23 protein-coding genes are annotated in these 14282 nt (G+C 69.5%); 15 read left to right on the top strand and 8 right to left on the bottom strand.

Annotated features, from left to right (window positions below; genetic code table 11):
• The first annotated feature begins 13 nt into the window (after positions 1–13).
• The 11 genes from VB738_RS01530 (at position 14) to VB738_RS01480 (ending at position 4762) form a co-directional block, all read left to right on the top strand.
• Positions 14–277: a hypothetical protein gene (locus tag VB738_RS01530; RefSeq protein WP_323304056.1), complete on the top strand. Its 264-nt coding sequence runs from the start codon at positions 14–16 to the stop codon at positions 275–277.
• Entirely contained in the window at positions 274–687 is a 414-nt protein-coding gene (locus tag VB738_RS01525; protein ID WP_323304055.1) for a hypothetical protein, read from the top strand. The genes VB738_RS01530 and VB738_RS01525 overlap by 4 nt, the downstream gene beginning before the upstream one ends.
• A 51-nt stretch (positions 688–738) precedes the next feature.
• The gene (locus tag VB738_RS01520; protein WP_323304054.1) at positions 739–981 is read left to right on the top strand and encodes a hypothetical protein; all 243 of its coding nucleotides are present in this window, start codon (positions 739–741) and stop codon (positions 979–981) included.
• Positions 982–1020: 39 nt separating this feature from the next.
• On the top strand, positions 1021–1395 hold the full coding sequence (locus VB738_RS01515; RefSeq protein ID WP_323304053.1) for a VOC family protein: 375 nt from the start codon (positions 1021–1023) through the stop codon (positions 1393–1395).
• 59 nt (positions 1396–1454) lie between these two features.
• Entirely contained in the window at positions 1455–2015 is a 561-nt protein-coding gene (locus VB738_RS01510; RefSeq protein ID WP_323304052.1) for a TetR/AcrR family transcriptional regulator, read from the top strand.
• Between the two features lie 41 nt (positions 2016–2056).
• On the top strand, positions 2057–2218 hold the full coding sequence (locus VB738_RS01505) for a hypothetical protein (protein ID WP_323304051.1): 162 nt from the start codon (positions 2057–2059) through the stop codon (positions 2216–2218).
• Between the two features lie 44 nt (positions 2219–2262).
• A complete protein-coding gene (locus VB738_RS01500; RefSeq protein WP_323304050.1) occupies positions 2263–2625 on the top strand; it encodes an SDR family NAD(P)-dependent oxidoreductase in 363 nt (120 codons plus the stop codon).
• On the top strand, positions 2553–3068 hold the full coding sequence (locus VB738_RS01495; protein ID WP_323304049.1) for an SDR family NAD(P)-dependent oxidoreductase: 516 nt from the start codon (positions 2553–2555) through the stop codon (positions 3066–3068). The genes VB738_RS01500 and VB738_RS01495 overlap by 73 nt, the downstream gene beginning before the upstream one ends.
• Positions 3068–3943 carry a bile acid:sodium symporter family protein gene (locus tag VB738_RS01490; RefSeq protein WP_323304048.1) on the top strand — a complete coding sequence of 292 codons (876 nt, stop codon included), beginning with the start codon at positions 3068–3070 and terminating at the stop codon, positions 3941–3943. Before VB738_RS01495 ends, VB738_RS01490 begins: the two co-directional genes overlap by 1 nt.
• A 91-nt stretch (positions 3944–4034) precedes the next feature.
• On the top strand, positions 4035–4286 hold the full coding sequence (locus VB738_RS01485) for a hypothetical protein (RefSeq protein WP_416233138.1): 252 nt from the start codon (positions 4035–4037) through the stop codon (positions 4284–4286).
• Positions 4286–4762, top strand: coding sequence for a hypothetical protein (locus tag VB738_RS01480; protein ID WP_323304047.1), 477 nt, complete (start codon positions 4286–4288; stop codon positions 4760–4762). The genes VB738_RS01485 and VB738_RS01480 overlap by 1 nt, the downstream gene beginning before the upstream one ends.
• Before the next feature lie 2 nt (positions 4763–4764).
• Here VB738_RS01480 and VB738_RS01475 read toward each other — a convergent pair whose 3' ends face one another.
• From VB738_RS01475 to VB738_RS01465, 3 genes are read right to left on the bottom strand one after another with little or no spacing between them, the layout of a single operon-like run.
• Positions 4765–5250 (bottom strand): GNAT family N-acetyltransferase, encoded by a 486-nt coding sequence (locus VB738_RS01475; RefSeq protein WP_323304046.1) that lies wholly within the window; start codon positions 5248–5250, stop codon positions 4765–4767.
• Positions 5247–5684 carry a hypothetical protein gene (locus VB738_RS01470; protein ID WP_323304045.1) on the bottom strand — a complete coding sequence of 146 codons (438 nt, stop codon included), beginning with the start codon at positions 5682–5684 and terminating at the stop codon, positions 5247–5249. Before VB738_RS01470 ends, VB738_RS01475 begins: the two co-directional genes overlap by 4 nt.
• Entirely contained in the window at positions 5681–6520 is an 840-nt protein-coding gene (locus VB738_RS01465) for a sulfite exporter TauE/SafE family protein (protein WP_323304044.1), read from the bottom strand. The genes VB738_RS01470 and VB738_RS01465 overlap by 4 nt, the downstream gene beginning before the upstream one ends.
• Positions 6521–6703: 183 nt before the next feature.
• Here VB738_RS01465 and VB738_RS01460 point away from each other — a divergent pair, with 183 nt between their 5' ends.
• Positions 6704–7048: a metalloregulator ArsR/SmtB family transcription factor gene (locus tag VB738_RS01460; RefSeq protein ID WP_323304043.1), complete on the top strand. Its 345-nt coding sequence runs from the start codon at positions 6704–6706 to the stop codon at positions 7046–7048.
• A gap of 8 nt (positions 7049–7056) precedes the next feature.
• Here VB738_RS01460 and VB738_RS01455 read toward each other — a convergent pair whose 3' ends face one another.
• Entirely contained in the window at positions 7057–7554 is a 498-nt protein-coding gene (locus VB738_RS01455) for an HPP family protein (protein ID WP_323304042.1), read from the bottom strand.
• A gap of 231 nt (positions 7555–7785) precedes the next feature.
• Between VB738_RS01455 and VB738_RS01450 the strand changes: the two genes are divergently transcribed.
• Both VB738_RS01450 and VB738_RS01445 read left to right on the top strand, forming a co-directional pair.
• On the top strand, positions 7786–8406 hold the full coding sequence (locus VB738_RS01450) for a cytochrome b/b6 domain-containing protein (protein ID WP_323304041.1): 621 nt from the start codon (positions 7786–7788) through the stop codon (positions 8404–8406).
• A gap of 30 nt (positions 8407–8436) precedes the next feature.
• Positions 8437–9147, top strand: coding sequence for a molybdopterin-dependent oxidoreductase (locus VB738_RS01445; RefSeq protein WP_323304040.1), 711 nt, complete (start codon positions 8437–8439; stop codon positions 9145–9147).
• Positions 9148–9162: 15 nt separating this feature from the next.
• Here VB738_RS01445 and VB738_RS01440 read toward each other — a convergent pair whose 3' ends face one another.
• The 3 genes from VB738_RS01440 to VB738_RS01430 all read right to left on the bottom strand — a co-directional run bounded on the left by VB738_RS01440 (position 9163) and on the right by VB738_RS01430 (position 11857).
• Positions 9163–10410, bottom strand: coding sequence for a cytochrome c biogenesis protein DipZ (locus VB738_RS01440; RefSeq protein WP_323304039.1), 1248 nt, complete (start codon positions 10408–10410; stop codon positions 9163–9165).
• A 65-nt stretch (positions 10411–10475) separates the two neighbouring features.
• Complete coding sequence (locus tag VB738_RS01435) at positions 10476–10988, bottom strand: DM13 domain-containing protein (RefSeq protein ID WP_323304038.1); 513 nt, start codon at positions 10986–10988, stop codon at positions 10476–10478.
• A 68-nt stretch (positions 10989–11056) separates the two neighbouring features.
• Positions 11057–11857: a hypothetical protein gene (locus VB738_RS01430; RefSeq protein ID WP_323304037.1), complete on the bottom strand. Its 801-nt coding sequence runs from the start codon at positions 11855–11857 to the stop codon at positions 11057–11059.
• Positions 11858–12132: 275 nt separating this feature from the next.
• On the opposite strand from VB738_RS01430, the gene VB738_RS01425 reads away from it, so the two are divergent.
• Positions 12133–12861, top strand: a complete 729-nt coding sequence (locus tag VB738_RS01425; protein ID WP_323304036.1) for an anti-sigma factor — start codon at positions 12133–12135, stop codon at positions 12859–12861.
• A gap of 8 nt (positions 12862–12869) precedes the next feature.
• Here VB738_RS01425 and VB738_RS01420 read toward each other — a convergent pair whose 3' ends face one another.
• Positions 12870–14171, bottom strand: a complete 1302-nt coding sequence (locus tag VB738_RS01420) for a 2Fe-2S iron-sulfur cluster-binding protein (RefSeq protein ID WP_323304035.1) — start codon at positions 14169–14171, stop codon at positions 12870–12872.
• Positions 14172–14282: the final 111 nt, after the last annotated feature.

The following is a 14282-nucleotide window of genomic DNA, read 5'->3' as shown; positions in this document are numbered from 1 at the left end:
CCGACGCCTGACGATGCGATGGGGATGGAGCGGCGGAGTCACGTCGTTTGAAGCAACGATCTGCACGGCCATCCTGGACTCGGCCCAGCACGGCAGCAACCGCGTGTTTCTCACGCTTCTCGGTGGCGGGGCCTTTGGCAATCAAGCCGACTGGATTCTGGATGGCCTCCAGCGAGCCCTGAATCTCTATTGGCATGCTGATCTTGATGTGGCCATCGTCAGTTATGGCGCTTCCAAACCGGCTGTCAGACGCCTTGTCAGCCAGTTCAAATCATGAGCTCCCCGTTCGAGGTTCAGGAGGTTCATCTCTGGTGGGCGGAGGCCAGGGCCAAGCGCTGGGGTCTTCCTAAGTCAGGGCTGCTGAAGCTCCTTTCTGCCAATCATGGGACCTGCCAACTGTCGGGAGTCCAACTCTTTTTTGGTGATGGTCATCAACAGCACCCGCTCTTCGCAGAGCTCGACCACCGATCCCCTGGCAGTGACCACCTAGGCGTTCAAGTCATTTGCCGATCGCTCAACAGGATCAAGGGCTCATTGCCCTATGTCCTGTTCGCGGATCTGGTGGCCCAGCCAAGTTGGAGCGGCTTGATGGAACGATGGCGACACCAGGCCCTGCTGGATCCGATGGATCACGAGGCCTTCGAGCGCCTGCTGATGGATGGGAAGGGGGTTCAACCAGGCGCCTGAGGTTGCCCCGACCCTGCCGAAAGTCTGCCCAGCTATGCCTTGAGGAGTGTGATGCCGCCTGAACAACACCTCAGCACGACACGTTCCGCCGTGGCGCCGCGCTTTGCTGTCGGCGCTGCCATGGGTGTGCTGATCGCTTCGGTGCCCTTCGCCGCTGGTCATCCCTTCCAGCTCAGCAGACTGGAGACGCTTGCCGCCGCCCTGGCGATCACTGCATCAGGCGGGATGGGCTGTCTCTGGGGCGGTCGCTTTCTAGACGCGCTCTCGAGCGCGCTGGATTCCACCTGCGTGTGAGGCTTCAGACTGCGCTCCATGCCGAGGACGAAGGCTTCCATGACCTTCACGCGACTGTTGACCAACCTCTGCTCCGACCGGCTGGGCGAGAGTCGCGATTTCTATGTCTCGCTCCTTGAGTTCAAGGTGAACGACGACAGCGACTGGTACGTCCAACTGCGTTCCCCCACCCATCCGGCGCTTGAGCTTGGCCTCATCGCCCGATCCAGTGAGCTGGTTCCGCCGCCCTTTCAGCAGGCGCCTGCCGGCCTGTACCTCACCTTCGTGGTCCCTGACGTCGATGCTGTGTACGCCAAGGCCCTGTCCCTGGGGCTTTCGATCCTGCAGGAGCCCAGGAACGAGTTCTACGGCCAGCGCCGCTTCCTGACCGTCGATCCGAACGGCTGCCTGATCGACATCTGCAGCCCCTGCTGAGCGCCTGTCCACCCTTTCCGGAGGACAGCCCTGGCCGCCACCCGGTCTCTGATGGCATGATGACCGTCATGCGATACCCGGGAAGCCACAAGCAGGCCGTTCGCGCCCGCATCCTTGAGGCCGCCGCCGAGGAGTTGCGCCGCCACGGCCTGGCGGGCATCGGCATTCCCGCCCTGATGCGCCGGGCCGGCCTCACCCATGGAGCCTTCTATGCCCATTTCCCCAGTCGGGACGCCCTGGTGGCTGAGGCCATCGGCACGGCGGCCGCCGCCAGTGCCGCCGGCCCCCTCTCGCCCTCGCTGTCGCTGGAGCAGAGCCTCGCCCTCTACCTCTCCCCCGAGCACCTCGCCCACCCCGAGCGGGGCTGCGTGATCGCGGCCCTCGGCGCGGAGGGGGCCCGCCAGCCCGCTCCCGTGCGCTCCGCGTTCGCGACTGCCGCCCGCGGGCTGCTGGCGGCGATCGAGCGCAAGCTGCATCCGCGCCAGCCGGCGCCGGAGCCCAGTGATGGAGCCCTGCATCTTGCCTCGGCCATGGTGGGGGCGGTGGTGCTGGCCCGCCTGGTGGACGACCCCGACCTGGCCCGGCGGCTGCTGGCGGCGGCCTCCTCGCCTGGGGCCTGAGACGGCCCCTCTCTTTTTTGTCCTATGGCATGACGACCATCATGGCTAAGAGTCCCGACCACCCCGCCCTCGCGGCTGCCCGCGAGCGCGGGCCCCTCCCGACGCCAGCGCCCCGCTCCCTGGAGCAGGTGCTGCGCCGCCGCCTCAGGATCAGCGGCGACCGCCGCCTTCTGGCCCGCTTCGCGGCCTGCTTCCCGCGCTGAGTTCCCCCCTCATCCGTTCCCCCTCCCCCATCCCCGAAGCCGCGATGCCATCCGCCCCGACCCGCCACCAGTTCCGTTTCCTGCAACGCTACGGACCCTGGGCCGTCGTCACCGGAGCCTCCTCCGGCATCGGCCGCGCCCTGGCCCTCGCTCTGGCCGACGCCGGGCTGAATCTGGTGCTCGTGGCCCGGGATCGGCCCCGGCTCGAAGCCCTGGCGGCCAGCCTCATCGCCAGCCAGGGCGTGCAGGTGCAGGTCATCGCCTGGACCTGGCCCTGGACGACCAGCTGGCGGCGATCCGCCGGGTCACCGATCCACTGGATGTGGGATTGCTGGTGGCCTCCGCCGGCTTCGGCAGCGCCGGCCCCTTCCTTGACGCCGACATCAGCAGCGAAACCGAGATGCTGATGGTCAACGGCCGGGCGGTGCTGCAGGCCTGCCACCACTTCGGCCGCCGCTTCCGGGAACGGGGCCGGGGCGGCCTGGTGCTGCTCAGCTCGATCGCCGCCTTCCAGGGCATGCCCTACGCGGCCCATTACGCCGCCACCAAGGCCTACGTGCAGAGCCTCGCCGAAGCCCTGCAGGTGGAACTCCGGGCGGACGGGGTCGATGTGCTGGCCGCCGCCCCGGGTCCCACCCACAGCGGCTTCGCCGCCAGGGCCGGGATGCGGCTGGGGGCGGCCAGCGAGCCCGAGGCGCTTGCCCAGCCGATCCTGGCGGCCCTGGGGCGGCAGACCACCGTGCTGCCGGGGGCGCTCTCCAGGCTGCTGAGCTGGTCGCTGGTGCCCCTGCCGCGCTGGGCGCGGGTGAGCATCATGGGCACGGTGATGCGGGGCATGGCCATCCACTGATGCAGAGCAGCGTCTTCACCGCCGTCCTGCTGCCTGTGGCGCTGGCCATCGTCATGCTGGGCATGGGCCTCAGCCTGGTGCCCGAGGACTTCCGGCGCATCACGCGCTACCCCAGGGCGGTCGCGGTGGGCACGGTCTGCCAGACCCTGGTGCTGCCGCTGCTGGGGGCGTTGATCGCCCTGGTGGTGCCGATGGAGCCCGTGATGGCGGTGGGTCTGGTGGTCGTGGCCGTCTGCCCGGGCGGGCCGTCCTCCAACCTGATGACCTACCTGGCCCGGGGGGATGTGGCCCTGTCGGTGACGCTGACGGCCGTGAGCAGCCTCATCACCGTGGTCACGATTCCGCTGTTCACCAACCTGGCCCTCCAGCATTTCCTGGGCGAGGGGGCCGCGATCGCCCTGCCGATCGGCACCACCATGCTGCAGATCGTGCTGATCACCCTGCTGCCGACGGCCATCGGCATGGCCATCCGCCATCGCTTCCCCGGGCCGGCCCGGCGGCTTGAGAAGCAGATGGGCCGCCTGGCCGGGGGCCTGCTGGCGCTGATCATCCTGCTGCTGTTCATCCGCGAGGCCCCCAAGCTGCCAGGCTTTCTGGCCCAGATGGGACTGGCGATCGCCCTGCTCAACCTGCTGGCCATGCTGGCGGGCTTCCTGGCCGGCAGGCTGTTCCGCCTGCCCGTGGCCCAGCAGGTGTGCATCGCGATCGAAGTGGGGATTCAGAACGGAACCCTGGCGATCGCCATCACCGCCGGCTTGCTGAACAACCCCGACATGGCGGTGCCGGCGGCGGTCTACAGCCTGCTGATGTACGTGTTCGGCTTCGGCGCGGTCCTCTGCGGCCGTCGCCTGATCCCTGCGGTCCTCCCGGCGTGATGGCACCCCAGCGGCGACAATCCCTGGGCGACCGGCGGCCACAGCCCCTGAGGCCGTCCCTGCCAGAATGATTGTCGTTTCTGGAATCGCCGTGGCTCGTCACCGGCCTCCCTTCGTCCCCCTGGCCGCCGCCGGCCTGCTGGCCGCCCTGGGAGGCGCCCCTGCCCTGGCTCAGCAGCCGGGCCAGGGCGCCCAGAAGGCGGTGTTCGCCACCAAGGCGGAAGCCGAGGCCGCCGCCAAGCATTTCAACTGCACCGGGGCCCACAAGATGGGCAACCAGTGGATGCCCTGTTCCAGCCATGGCGAAACCAAGGGCGGGTCGTCCGGCCACGGCTCCCACTGATGCCTGACCCGGTCGCGCCGGAGACCCCTCCCACCGGCGGCGCCTCGGCCTGCGGTGGCCGCCCGAAGATCCTGGCCATCGGCATCGCCCCCCTGGGCATCATTTCGATCGGCATCGTGCCCATGGGGGTGATCAGCATCGGTGTCGTGCCGATGGGGGTGCTGAGCCTCGGAGCGGTGGCCATGGGCGTGATCAACGCCTCCGTGGTGGGCATGGGCATCCTGATCGCCGGGGTGAACGTGATGGGTGTCTGGTGGGTGGGCATGGAAGGGATGGGCCCCTACCGCATGGGGAGCCCGAGCGGCCAGGTGCACCACCACAACAGCCACAGCCACGACCACAGCCAGGGCCAGCCCAACCTCTATGCCTACCCCAGCCGGGAGGAGGCCCTGAAGAAGGCGAAGGAACTGGGCTGCGAAGGGGCCCATGCCATGGGCTCCCTCTGGATGCCCTGCCAGGAGCACCCGTCCCCCTGAGCTCAGGCCAGTGTCTTGAACATCACCAGGGCCTCCACCTCCCCCAGCCGGGGATGGCGGAAGGCCCCGGGGAGCCGGCCGACGGTGCGGAAGCCGTTGCGGCTCCAGGCGGCCACCCCGGCGGTGTTGGTGCTCACCACCAGGTTGAACTGCATCGCCGTGAAGCCCCGCCGCCGGGCCTCCTCCTGGGAGTGGCGGCAGAGGGCATGGCCCAGCCCCCGGCCCCGGGCGGCCTCGGCCACCACGTAGCCGGCGTTGGCCACGTGGGCGCCCAGGCACGGCTGGTTGGGCCGCAGGTAGTAGGTGCCCAGGATGGCGCCGTCCGCCTCGGTGGCCACGAAGGTGGCGGCGACGGACCCCACCCAGGCCTGACGGGCGGCGTCGCTGTCGATGGCCGGGTCGTGGGGGAAGGTCTCGCCGGCCCGGAACACCGGCTCCAGCACCGCCCACACCGCCGGCCAGTCGGCCGGTTCAAACGCCCGGATCATCCCGCCGCTTGCACCACGATCGCTTTGGTCACCGTACCGGGCAGATTCCGCGACACCGGGCAGACCTTCATGCGCCGCTCCAGAAAGGCCCGGCTGGCTTCATCCAGCTGGGGTGTCGGCGCCCCATCGGGCGCCTCCAGCCGCACCTGGAAGGTGCCGTCCACCGCCTCGATCATCCAGTCGGCGGAGGCCGTCACGCTGAGCACCCCATCCACCGCGGCCAGGGGCAGATGCCGCTCGACGGCGTTGGCCACGAGGTAGTGGTGCTGGCAGAGCAGCAGCGACAGCAGGAACAGCCGGAAGCCGGGGGTCTGCAGGCTGGGCTCCAGCGGCTGCCACGGCTCCTGCTCGCCGTTGCGGACGTCGACGCTGAGGCTGTCGCCGGCGGCGCCGTGGCGGCTCTGCAGGCGGAACTGGAACAGGAGTTGGCTCATTTCTGGTGCGGGACGGTGTGGGTGGGTGGACCGGCGGCGCTGAGGCTGCGCTGGCGCTGGAGGGCTTCGGCGCCCGTGAGCAGGGCCGATCCGACCAGCAGGGCGGCGAAGCCCTGGCGCAGGCGCCGATCGGAGAGGTGGGGGGCCAGGGCCTGGCCGCCGATGGCGCCCACCAGGCCGCCGGCGATCAGGGGCGCCAGCAGGGGCAGGCCGGCCGCCGGCCAGTGCCCGAGGGCCCCGAGGGCCACCAGGCTGTTGGTGGCGATCAGCACCAGGCTGGTGCCGCTGGCCAGGGACATCGGCAGACCGGCCAGCAGCACCAGGGCGGGGACGATGGCGAAGCCGCCGCCCACGCCGGCGATGCCGGTGAGCAGGCCCACCACCACCCCCTGGCCCGCCAGGGCCAGGGTCCCGCCGGGCCGCCGGGGCTGGCTGGAGTGCCTGTCGCCGCCGGGGCCGCGTTGCCGCCGCGAGAGCAGCCAGGCGGCCACCAGGGCGGCAGCGGCGAACACGGCCAGCTGCACCGGCTCGGGGATCAGCCCCTGCTTGACGAGGGTGCCGCCGATCCAGCTGCCCGCCAGGGCCGGCACCCCCAGGACCAGGGCGGGCCGGGGCGCCACCTGGTGTCGCCGCAGGTAGGGGCCGGCGTTGGCCACCGCCAGCAGGGTCACCGCTAGGAGCGAGAGGGGCACCGCCTCACGGGTGGGCAGTCCGGCGCCGCTGATCAGCAGGGGCAGCAGCAGGATCGAGCCGCCGGCGCCGAGCACCGCCAGCAGGAAACCGATCAGGGCACCGCCGGCGGCCATCAGACCCAGCAGGGCGACGCTCAAGACCATCCCCCCCGCCGGGCCCATGCGGCATGGCTTGACGAGGCGGGAACGGGGGACATCGAGGCGGCACGGACTGCTGACTATGACCATACACGCATACAACGGCAAAAGAGTGAAAAGCTGCTGCCGTCTGCACCCCATTGGCGGGAACGGCGCTGCATAATGTCGCTAGCGTCATAGTCGGTTGCCATGGGCGTTGTCGGTCCCGGTTCGATTCCCAGTCCAGAGCTGCTGGAGGAGTTCAGCCAGTTCTTCCGGCTGCTGAGCGAACCGGCCCGGCTCCAGCTCCTCTGCCATCTGCGTCAGGGTCCCTGTGATGTCGCCTCCCTGATCGAGGCCACCGGGTTCAGCCAGTCCCACATCAGCCGCCAGCTCTCCCAGCTGCAGCGGGCCGGCCTCGTGAGTTGCGAGCGCGACGGGGTCCGCCTCATCTACCGGGCCGACGCCGAGCTGGTGGAGGAGCTCTGCGACCTGGTTCAGAAGCGCATGAAGCAGCGACTGCAGCAACAGCTCGACCAGCTCCAGATCGCCTGACTCCAGGATCAGAGCCAGTGCGCCGGGTAGGCGGAGGCTCCCCTGACCCCCCGGCTGAACAGACAGGCCAGCAACACCAGCAGCACCGAACCGGAAAGCACGGGAAACAGCACGAACCCAGCCGATGCCTTCAGGAACACCCCGAGAAAGGCGACCCCGCCGGCGGGGGGGTGCAGGCAGCGACCCTGCTGCCCCACCACGATGGTCAGCCCCACAGCCAGGGCCACCCCCCAGGCACCGGACCAGCCGCAGCTCACCACCAGCATCGCGATCAGACCCCCCAGCCCGTTGCCCAGAATGATGTTGCGGGGCTGGGCCAGGGGGCTTCGGGGGTGGCCGAACAGCAGCACCGAAGACGCCCCCAGCGGGGCCGCCATCAACAGGTACCCGCTCCAGGCGCTGAGGCCACCGAGCAGGGCCAGGGACAGCAACGCTCCCAGCCAGGAGAAGGCCAGGTGGTCGCGGGTGAAACGCGGCTGGTAGGCCCTGCCGCGTTCCCGCTCCATGTGAACGGACGCCAGGAGTCGCGCCAGCGACCATGTCCTCGTCCCACGGGCGCTGGAGCCGGCAGCGCGATGGTGCTGGCTTTCGGGAGCCGATGGGCCGGCCCTGAGAGTCATGGGAGGCAACCGCTGAGGGTTGACGGGGCCATTGTGGCGACTTCTGCCGCCGGATCGTGTGACGGCGGGTACCAGGATGACTGGGCAGACTGACGGCGGTCCTGTCTGCGCCGGTTGGTGATCCCGCTCTCTGACGCCCCCGGCCCCGTTCGCCCCGGCCCCCACCCCCTCTGGACCAGGGCCTTCCACGGTCTCAACCTGCTGGTGCTGCTGCTGCTGGCCGCCAGCGGCCTCGAGATCTACAACGCCAATCCGGTCTTCGGCGGCCGGGAGGGGGCGACCGTGCCCGAGTGGCTCACCCTCGGCGGCTGGCTGGCCGGCGGCCGCGACTGGCACTTCGGCGTCATGGGTCTGTACGCCGCCAACCTCGGTCTCTGGATCGCCCTGCTGCTGCATCGGCGCCACCGGCGCCTGGCCGACGGTGGCGATCTGGGCACCCTGCGCCGCAGCGCCAGTCCCCCCCGACGGCGCCTGGCCAGCCACCGGATCACCTACACCCTGATGCTGGTCGTGCTGGCCTTGAGCCTGATCACAGGCCTGGCCATGTACAAGCCGGCCCAGCTGTGGTGGCTGGTGTCGCTGTTCGCCGTCGCCGAGCCGGCCGGCCACTCCAGCTGGCAGACGCTGCGGGTCTGTCACCTGGCCACCATCCCCGCCATCGCCCTGCTGCTGGTGGCCCACGTGGGGCTCTCCTGGCGGGTGGGCGGCCTGCGGCTGCTGCGGCGGATGCTCCTCTGATGCCGCCGACCCGAACGTTGCCTCCCTGAGATGGCCGATCCCCCTGAATCCCTGAGTCGCCGCCGGTCCCTGGGCCTGCTGCTCGGCGGCGGTTCCTCCCTGCTGCTCGGTGGCTGTGCCCTCAACGGCTGGAGCGAGACAGTGGGGGAGGCCACCCAGCCACTGAACGAACGGATCGAGGCGCTGCTGCAGGGGAAGGGCAGGTTGCCCGAGTTCCGCCGCAGCCAGGTGGAGCCCGCTGCCCTGCTGATCAACAGCTTCAACGGCACGCCCGAGTTCGCGCCCGGCCGCTACCGGCTGGCCGTGAACGGGGTGGTGAGCCGTCCGCTGCAGCTGGATCTGGCGGCCCTGGCGGCGTTGCCCCAGCAGGAGTGCATCATCCGCCATGTCTGCGTCGAGGGCTGGGCGGCGATCGTCGCCTGGTCGGGACCGCGGCTGGCCGATGTGCTGGCCCTGGCCGGCCCCTCACCCCTGGGGGCCTATCTGGCGATCCGTTCGGCGGATCAGTACTTTGAAACCTGGGATCTGGCCTCCGCGCTGCACCCCCAGACGCTGCTTGCCACCCACATGAACGGAGCGCCGCTGCCGGTGGCCAACGGCGCTCCGGTGCGCCTCGCCAGCCCCATCAAGCTCGGCTACAAGCAGAGCAAGTGGGTCACCGGCCTCGAACTGATGACCGGCCTGGGCGAACGGCTCGGCACCTGGGAGGACAGGGGCTATGAGTGGTTCGCCGGGCTCTGAGGGCGAACCCGGCCATCAGGGCCGCACCAGTCCGGTGGGTACGTCCTTCTGGCCGGCTTCGCGCAGCAGCTCCTGGATCGTGCGTTCGGAGGTGTCGTAGGCGCCTTCGCCGAAATGCGTATGCCGGATGCGGCCCTGGCCATCGATGAAATAAAAGGACGGCCAGTAGGTGTTCCGGAAGGACTTCCAGATGGCGAAGTCGTTGTCGATCACCACCGGATAGGTCAGGCCCAAGCGGCGGACGGCGGCGCGTACGTTGCCGAGGTCACGCTCAAAGGCGAACTCCGGCGTGTGAACGCCGATCACCACCAGGCCATGGTCCTTGTACTTGCTGGCCCAGGCCCGCAGGTGGGGCAGGGTGCGCAGGCAGTTGATGCAGGAGTAGGTCCAGATGTCCACCAGCACCACCTTCCCCCAGAGCTGGTCGCGGCTGAGGGGTGGGGAATTCAGCCAGGTGGCCCGCTTCGGAAAGGGCGGCAGCGTGCCCTGCACCGGCAGGCGGCTGATGGCCGGAGCGCTCGCCACGCCGGGATCAGCGGCCGGGATCCGGGTGAGCAGGGCCTGCTCGAGCCGGTTGGTGTCGGCCAGGGTCCAGCCGGCGAAGGAGGCCTGCTCCAGACCCAGGGCGCTCACCCCCACCGCCGCCAGTGCGGCGGCCCCCAGCCCGCGCCGCATCCAGAGGCCGGCCCCGCGTGTGAACTTCAGGGCCACCGCCAGTCGACCGCCGGCCAGCAGGGCCACCGCCAGGGAGGTGGCAGCACCCAGGCCGTAGGCCAGCAGCAGCAAGGCGGTGTCGGGGCTGCCACCCCGAAGAGCCGCTCCGGTGAGGATCAGCCCCAGGATCGGCCCAGCGCACGGAGCCCACAGCAGCCCCACCGCCACCCCCAGCAGGGCCGAGGCGCCGACGGTCTCGCCCCGCTGCTGGGCCCGATCGGAGCGCCGGGACAGCCCCGCGCCCAGCTGCACGAGCGGCTGGCTGAGCACGTCCGCCAGGGCCGGCCACAGCAACGCGAGACCGAACAGGCCCAGCGCGGCCAGGGCTGCCATGCGCCCCCACCGGTGGGCCTGCACCACCCAGCCGCCGCCCAGGGCCGCCAGGCTTCCCGTGGCGGCGAAGGTCAGTGCCATGCCGGCCAGAAGGGGCAGGGCGCTGCGCCGGAAGGAATGCCCCACCCGGGTGAACAGGAAGGGCAGCACCGGCAGGATGCAGGGGCTGAGGATGGTCAGCAGGCCGGCGAGATAGGCCAGAAGGGGCAGGACCATGGTGGGGAGGGTGAACACCGCATCGGTTCGGCGTTCCAGCGGTCAGGGGGCTGACGCGTCGTGGCTCAGGGCTTGAGGGGAGCCCAGGCCATGGTGGCGTTGAACTTCTGGCACCAGATCAGCACCGATTTCTGGGCCTTCAGATCGATCGAGGCGGGGATGACGTAGCTCTGGGCGCCCTTGCTGGACTGGAGCTTCGCCAGCACCGTGTAGCTGCCGGGCTTGAGGGGGAAGCCGGGGGCCTTGGTGGCGGCCAGGGGTGTGGCCGAAGGGCTGAAGATCACCTTGAGGTCGGGGGCCATGTCGTTGGTCTTGAAGTCGCCGCTGAGGGTGAGCACCGTCTTGCCGTCTTTTTCATGGATGGAGAAGCCACCGCTGACGGGAGCCTCGGCCTTGCGGAAGCTGCCCTGGGTCATCGCCATGCCCTTGGGTTGCATCTGGGCGGTGATGGCGGGGGTGCTCCGGTCGCTGAACGGCCGGCTGAGGGGTTCGGCGTGCACGCTGAGGCCGCTGAGGGCCGAGGCGGTGAGCACGGCCACCGCACCGTTGCGGACGAAAGCGTTGAAGGAACGGGACATGGGGACGACGACGCATGGGAGGAGGAAGAAGCCGTGGCGGCAGGCCGCACGAACCCTCCATGCCGTCTCTACCGGTGAAGCTCCGGATTGGATTGGGCTGACTCCCGCAGCGGCTGGGTGCGGTCCAGGGCGTCGAGGTCGACCGAACGCCGGCCGCTGCCGTCGATGGACACCAGATCCGTGAACCGCTGCCCTTCGAGAATGTCGGCGATCCGGTAGTGATGCACCTGCAACAGGGGCGACCCTGTCACCTCGTCGGTTCCCTCCACCAGCACCATCAGGGCTCCACCGGCCGCCGTGATCGCCGCAAGCCCAAGCTGCACCAGGGGACTGGCCGGGGTCAGGCGATGGCTCAGCACGGCGGTGACATGCAGCTGGGGCGTGGACGTGTTCAGCAGCGCCAGGGGATGGACGCGCCGTTGCCACACCCCCGGTTCGACCTCCTCATCCAGGAACAGGACCATCGCGTAGGACACCTTCAGCCAGTAGCTGGGATCCCGGGTCACGAAGCGGCAGCTCAGATGGCCATCGGGCCAGGAGCTCAGGCACAGGTGGCGACTGAAGCGCAGCGGCGCATCCACCTGGGTGAAGCGCAGAAAGAACAGGCCCGTGACCATGGCGTTGGTCAACAGGCCGACGATTCTCTGCCCTCCCGCCAGACCCAGGCTGTAGGGCGACGTGACCTCGACGGACTGGAAACTGGCGCTGAACAGGTTCTGCAGGGCGAAGACCACACTGACCGGTATCCCCATCGCCCCGTCGCCTTCCAGATGGCGATGATCCAGCTGAAAAGCCAGGGCGAAGATCAGCACCTCCACCAGGTAGATCCCGGCCATGGCCATGAAGAACACCGGCCAGGGCATGCGCATCGCCATCGACACCGGCTGGCGCCGAAGGCTGAGCCAGGGGCTGCGTTGATGTCCCAGCGTCTGCCGGGGCGATCGGTGGCGGTGGCGGAGGAAGGAGGGCAGGAACGTCAGGGACCCGGCTCCGGGGGCTCCCGAGGCTAGGAGCGGAACGGCGCAGGGCGCCCGAAGCCGATCCATTCAGGCCTCTCGCTGGTAGACCTGCTGGAATCACCCTGCAGGGGCCCTGAGCGGAGTGCAAACATGCCCAATCCATGGTCCTGCCGGTCGAGCGACCCATGAATCCCGACGATGTGCCTGCGGATGGCAGCTTCGACGCCCTGATGGCGGGCCATGCCCTGGGCGATCTGGATGAGGCGGAACGGGAGCAGCTGGCGCGCTTGCTGCGCCAGCAGCCGGAGCTGGAGCAGCGTCTGAGTGAATTCCGCACCACGCTCGAACTGCTGCCCCTGGCCCTGCCCCAAACTGCGGCACCGCCGGAGCGGTTGCGCCGGAGGCTGATCAGCGGCCAGGGCACCCCGCGGCGCCAGCAGGCCCCCGAACGCCCCTCCGTTCCGGGCTGGCTGTGGCCCACCCTGCTGGGGACGGCCCTGCTGGGGCTGGGCATCGAGCTCCACCAGACCCGCCAGCAACTGGCCCAGATCCAGCGTCAACTCCAGCCTGCAACGGCTGCCGTTGCCCCCGTGAGCCGCCGCATGACTCTGGAGGCCCTCGCTCCCGGCATGCCGGGATCGGGCGAAGTGATGGTGACGGGCAACCCGACCAACAACGTGCTGATGCTCAATGATCTGCCGCCGTTACCTCCCCATCACACCTACCGCTTGTGGGCCAACGTCGGCGGCAAGAAGGTTGGTTGTGTGGCCTTCGTGCCGACAGCCCAGGGTCATGTGGCGATGTTGATCCCCCCCCAGCCCACCAGCCAGGCCACCAGTGTGAGTGTGAGCGTGGAAACGGATCCCATGGGAACGGAGCCGAAGGGGCCGACGGTGCTCTCCAGCAGCATCTGAATCCGGCCCTACAGATCCAGGCTGACCTTGGCGGATCCGGGCCGGGAGATGCAGATCAGCACCGAACCGGGAGCCACAGACGCGGTCGGTGGTTCCGAATCGACCACCTCACCCTCCAGCAGCCTGCATTCGCAGGTGCCGCAGATTCCCGCCCGGCAGCTGTGGTCGGGACGCAGTCCATGGGCTTCGGCGAAGGCCAGCAGGTTGTCGTGATCCCCTTGCCATTCCACCGTTCGGCCTGAGCGGGCGAAGGTCACCGTGGCCGCCAGCGACCCAGGCAGGGCAGCGTCGGCTTCGCCCGGTGGCGTTGTCGCCGCAGCTCGCGGGGGTTGGCTGAACATCTCGAATCTGACGCGTTCCTCCGGAACACCTTCCGCCTTCAATCCGGCACGGATCGAGGCCATGAAGGCTGGGGAACCGCAGAGGAAGTAGTCGGCTGCTTCCTGGACGAGGGAGCGGATCAGGGGGACATCCACGTAGCCCTGGCTGTGGAAATGTCCCTGATCCTCTGGTTGCGGCCTGCTGTAGGCGTAATGGAGCGTCAGGCCCTCCATCCCCTGGGCCGTCATCGCCACCTCCTGGCGGAAGGCATGGACGCGCCCATCCCTGGCGCCATGGATGAACCAGATCTTGCGAGCGGGGTTGTGGACGGCAACCGCCTTCAACATCGCCATCATCGGCGTGATGCCGACTCCGTTGCTGAGCAGCACCACCGGGCCGGTGGGGCTGGGATCGAGCACGAAACTGCCGTTGGGGGGCCTGACCTCGAGGATCGACCCCTCCTGGATGTGGTCATGCAGGAAGTTGGAGGCCACCCCCGGTGGCACCTGCTGGCCTGTCGGGGCGGGTTCCCGCTTGATGGACAGCCGGTAGGCGTGGTGGGAGCCCGCCGTTGGCCGGGGATAGTCGGAGAGTGAATAGGTCCGGATGACCGGAGCGCCTGCCCCGGGAATCTCCAGACGGAGGGTCAGGAACTGGCCCGGCTTGAAGTCAGGCAGGGGTTGGGCGTCAAGGGGCTCGAGATGGAAGGAGGTGATCTCCTCGCTTTCCTTCACTTTGCGCGCCACCCGGAAGGGGCGCCAGTGCGCCCACCCTCCCCGACCCTTGCTGTCGCTGGTTTCATCCCCCTGGGCAGGGGCCGTCGCTGACCGGTGGCGTGGGCGGCTCAGGGCCAGCGCGGCGAGGGCACCGAGCCCCGCACCCGCCAGGGTGCCGTTGAGGCCAGGTGCGGGCCTGGCCTCCCCTCTGGGGCCAACGAACGCCTGGGCGATCGAGACGGCGGAGAAGCTGACGATTGTGCCGGCGGCCATCCCGGCCAGAAGACATTCGAGAAGCTGCCGCGGCTGTGGACGCCCGGGCAGGACGGTCGGCTTCGGCATCGCAGTGACCTTCGCGGGTGGGGAGGTGGCCGCCGGTCGGCG

The organism is Cyanobium gracile UHCC 0139 (assembly GCF_034931325.1).
GTDB lineage: Bacteria > Cyanobacteriota > Cyanobacteriia > PCC-6307 > Cyanobiaceae > Cyanobium > Cyanobium gracile_B.
The sequence above is the reverse complement of the archived record's forward strand: the minus strand, read 5'-3'. Positions and strand labels throughout refer to the sequence as shown.

Excerpts from the sequence above, each read along its gene's own strand:
- VB738_RS01435 (WP_323304038.1), bottom strand. The coding sequence starts at position 10,988 with ATGTCCCGTTCCTTCAACGCTTTCGTCCGCAACGGTGCGGTGGCCGTG.
- VB738_RS01530 (WP_323304056.1), top strand. The coding sequence starts at position 14 with ATGCGATGGGGATGGAGCGGCGGAGTCACGTCGTTTGAAGCAACGATC.
- VB738_RS01455 (WP_323304042.1), bottom strand. The coding sequence starts at position 7,554 with ATGGAGCGGGAACGCGGCAGGGCCTACCAGCCGCGTTTCACCCGCGAC.
- VB738_RS01510 (WP_323304052.1), top strand. The coding sequence starts at position 1,455 with ATGACCGTCATGCGATACCCGGGAAGCCACAAGCAGGCCGTTCGCGCC.
- VB738_RS01440 (WP_323304039.1), bottom strand. The coding sequence starts at position 10,410 with ATGGTCCTGCCCCTTCTGGCCTATCTCGCCGGCCTGCTGACCATCCTC.
- VB738_RS01520 (WP_323304054.1), top strand. The coding sequence starts at position 739 with ATGCCGCCTGAACAACACCTCAGCACGACACGTTCCGCCGTGGCGCCG.
- VB738_RS01525 (WP_323304055.1), top strand. The coding sequence starts at position 274 with ATGAGCTCCCCGTTCGAGGTTCAGGAGGTTCATCTCTGGTGGGCGGAG.
- VB738_RS01430 (WP_323304037.1), bottom strand. The coding sequence starts at position 11,857 with ATGCGCATGCCCTGGCCGGTGTTCTTCATGGCCATGGCCGGGATCTAC.
- VB738_RS01490 (WP_323304048.1), top strand. The coding sequence starts at position 3,068 with ATGCAGAGCAGCGTCTTCACCGCCGTCCTGCTGCCTGTGGCGCTGGCC.
- VB738_RS01500 (WP_323304050.1), top strand. The coding sequence starts at position 2,263 with ATGCCATCCGCCCCGACCCGCCACCAGTTCCGTTTCCTGCAACGCTAC.
- VB738_RS01475 (WP_323304046.1), bottom strand. The coding sequence starts at position 5,250 with ATGATCCGGGCGTTTGAACCGGCCGACTGGCCGGCGGTGTGGGCGGTG.
- VB738_RS01515 (WP_323304053.1), top strand. The coding sequence starts at position 1,021 with ATGACCTTCACGCGACTGTTGACCAACCTCTGCTCCGACCGGCTGGGC.
- VB738_RS01480 (WP_323304047.1), top strand. The coding sequence starts at position 4,286 with ATGCCTGACCCGGTCGCGCCGGAGACCCCTCCCACCGGCGGCGCCTCG.
- VB738_RS01460 (WP_323304043.1), top strand. The coding sequence starts at position 6,704 with ATGGGCGTTGTCGGTCCCGGTTCGATTCCCAGTCCAGAGCTGCTGGAG.
- VB738_RS01505 (WP_323304051.1), top strand. The coding sequence starts at position 2,057 with ATGGCTAAGAGTCCCGACCACCCCGCCCTCGCGGCTGCCCGCGAGCGC.
- VB738_RS01425 (WP_323304036.1), top strand. The coding sequence starts at position 12,133 with ATGAATCCCGACGATGTGCCTGCGGATGGCAGCTTCGACGCCCTGATG.
- VB738_RS01470 (WP_323304045.1), bottom strand. The coding sequence starts at position 5,684 with ATGAGCCAACTCCTGTTCCAGTTCCGCCTGCAGAGCCGCCACGGCGCC.
- VB738_RS01420 (WP_323304035.1), bottom strand. The coding sequence starts at position 14,171 with ATGGCCGCCGGCACAATCGTCAGCTTCTCCGCCGTCTCGATCGCCCAG.
- VB738_RS01445 (WP_323304040.1), top strand. The coding sequence starts at position 8,437 with ATGGCCGATCCCCCTGAATCCCTGAGTCGCCGCCGGTCCCTGGGCCTG.
- VB738_RS01465 (WP_323304044.1), bottom strand. The coding sequence starts at position 6,520 with ATGGTCTTGAGCGTCGCCCTGCTGGGTCTGATGGCCGCCGGCGGTGCC.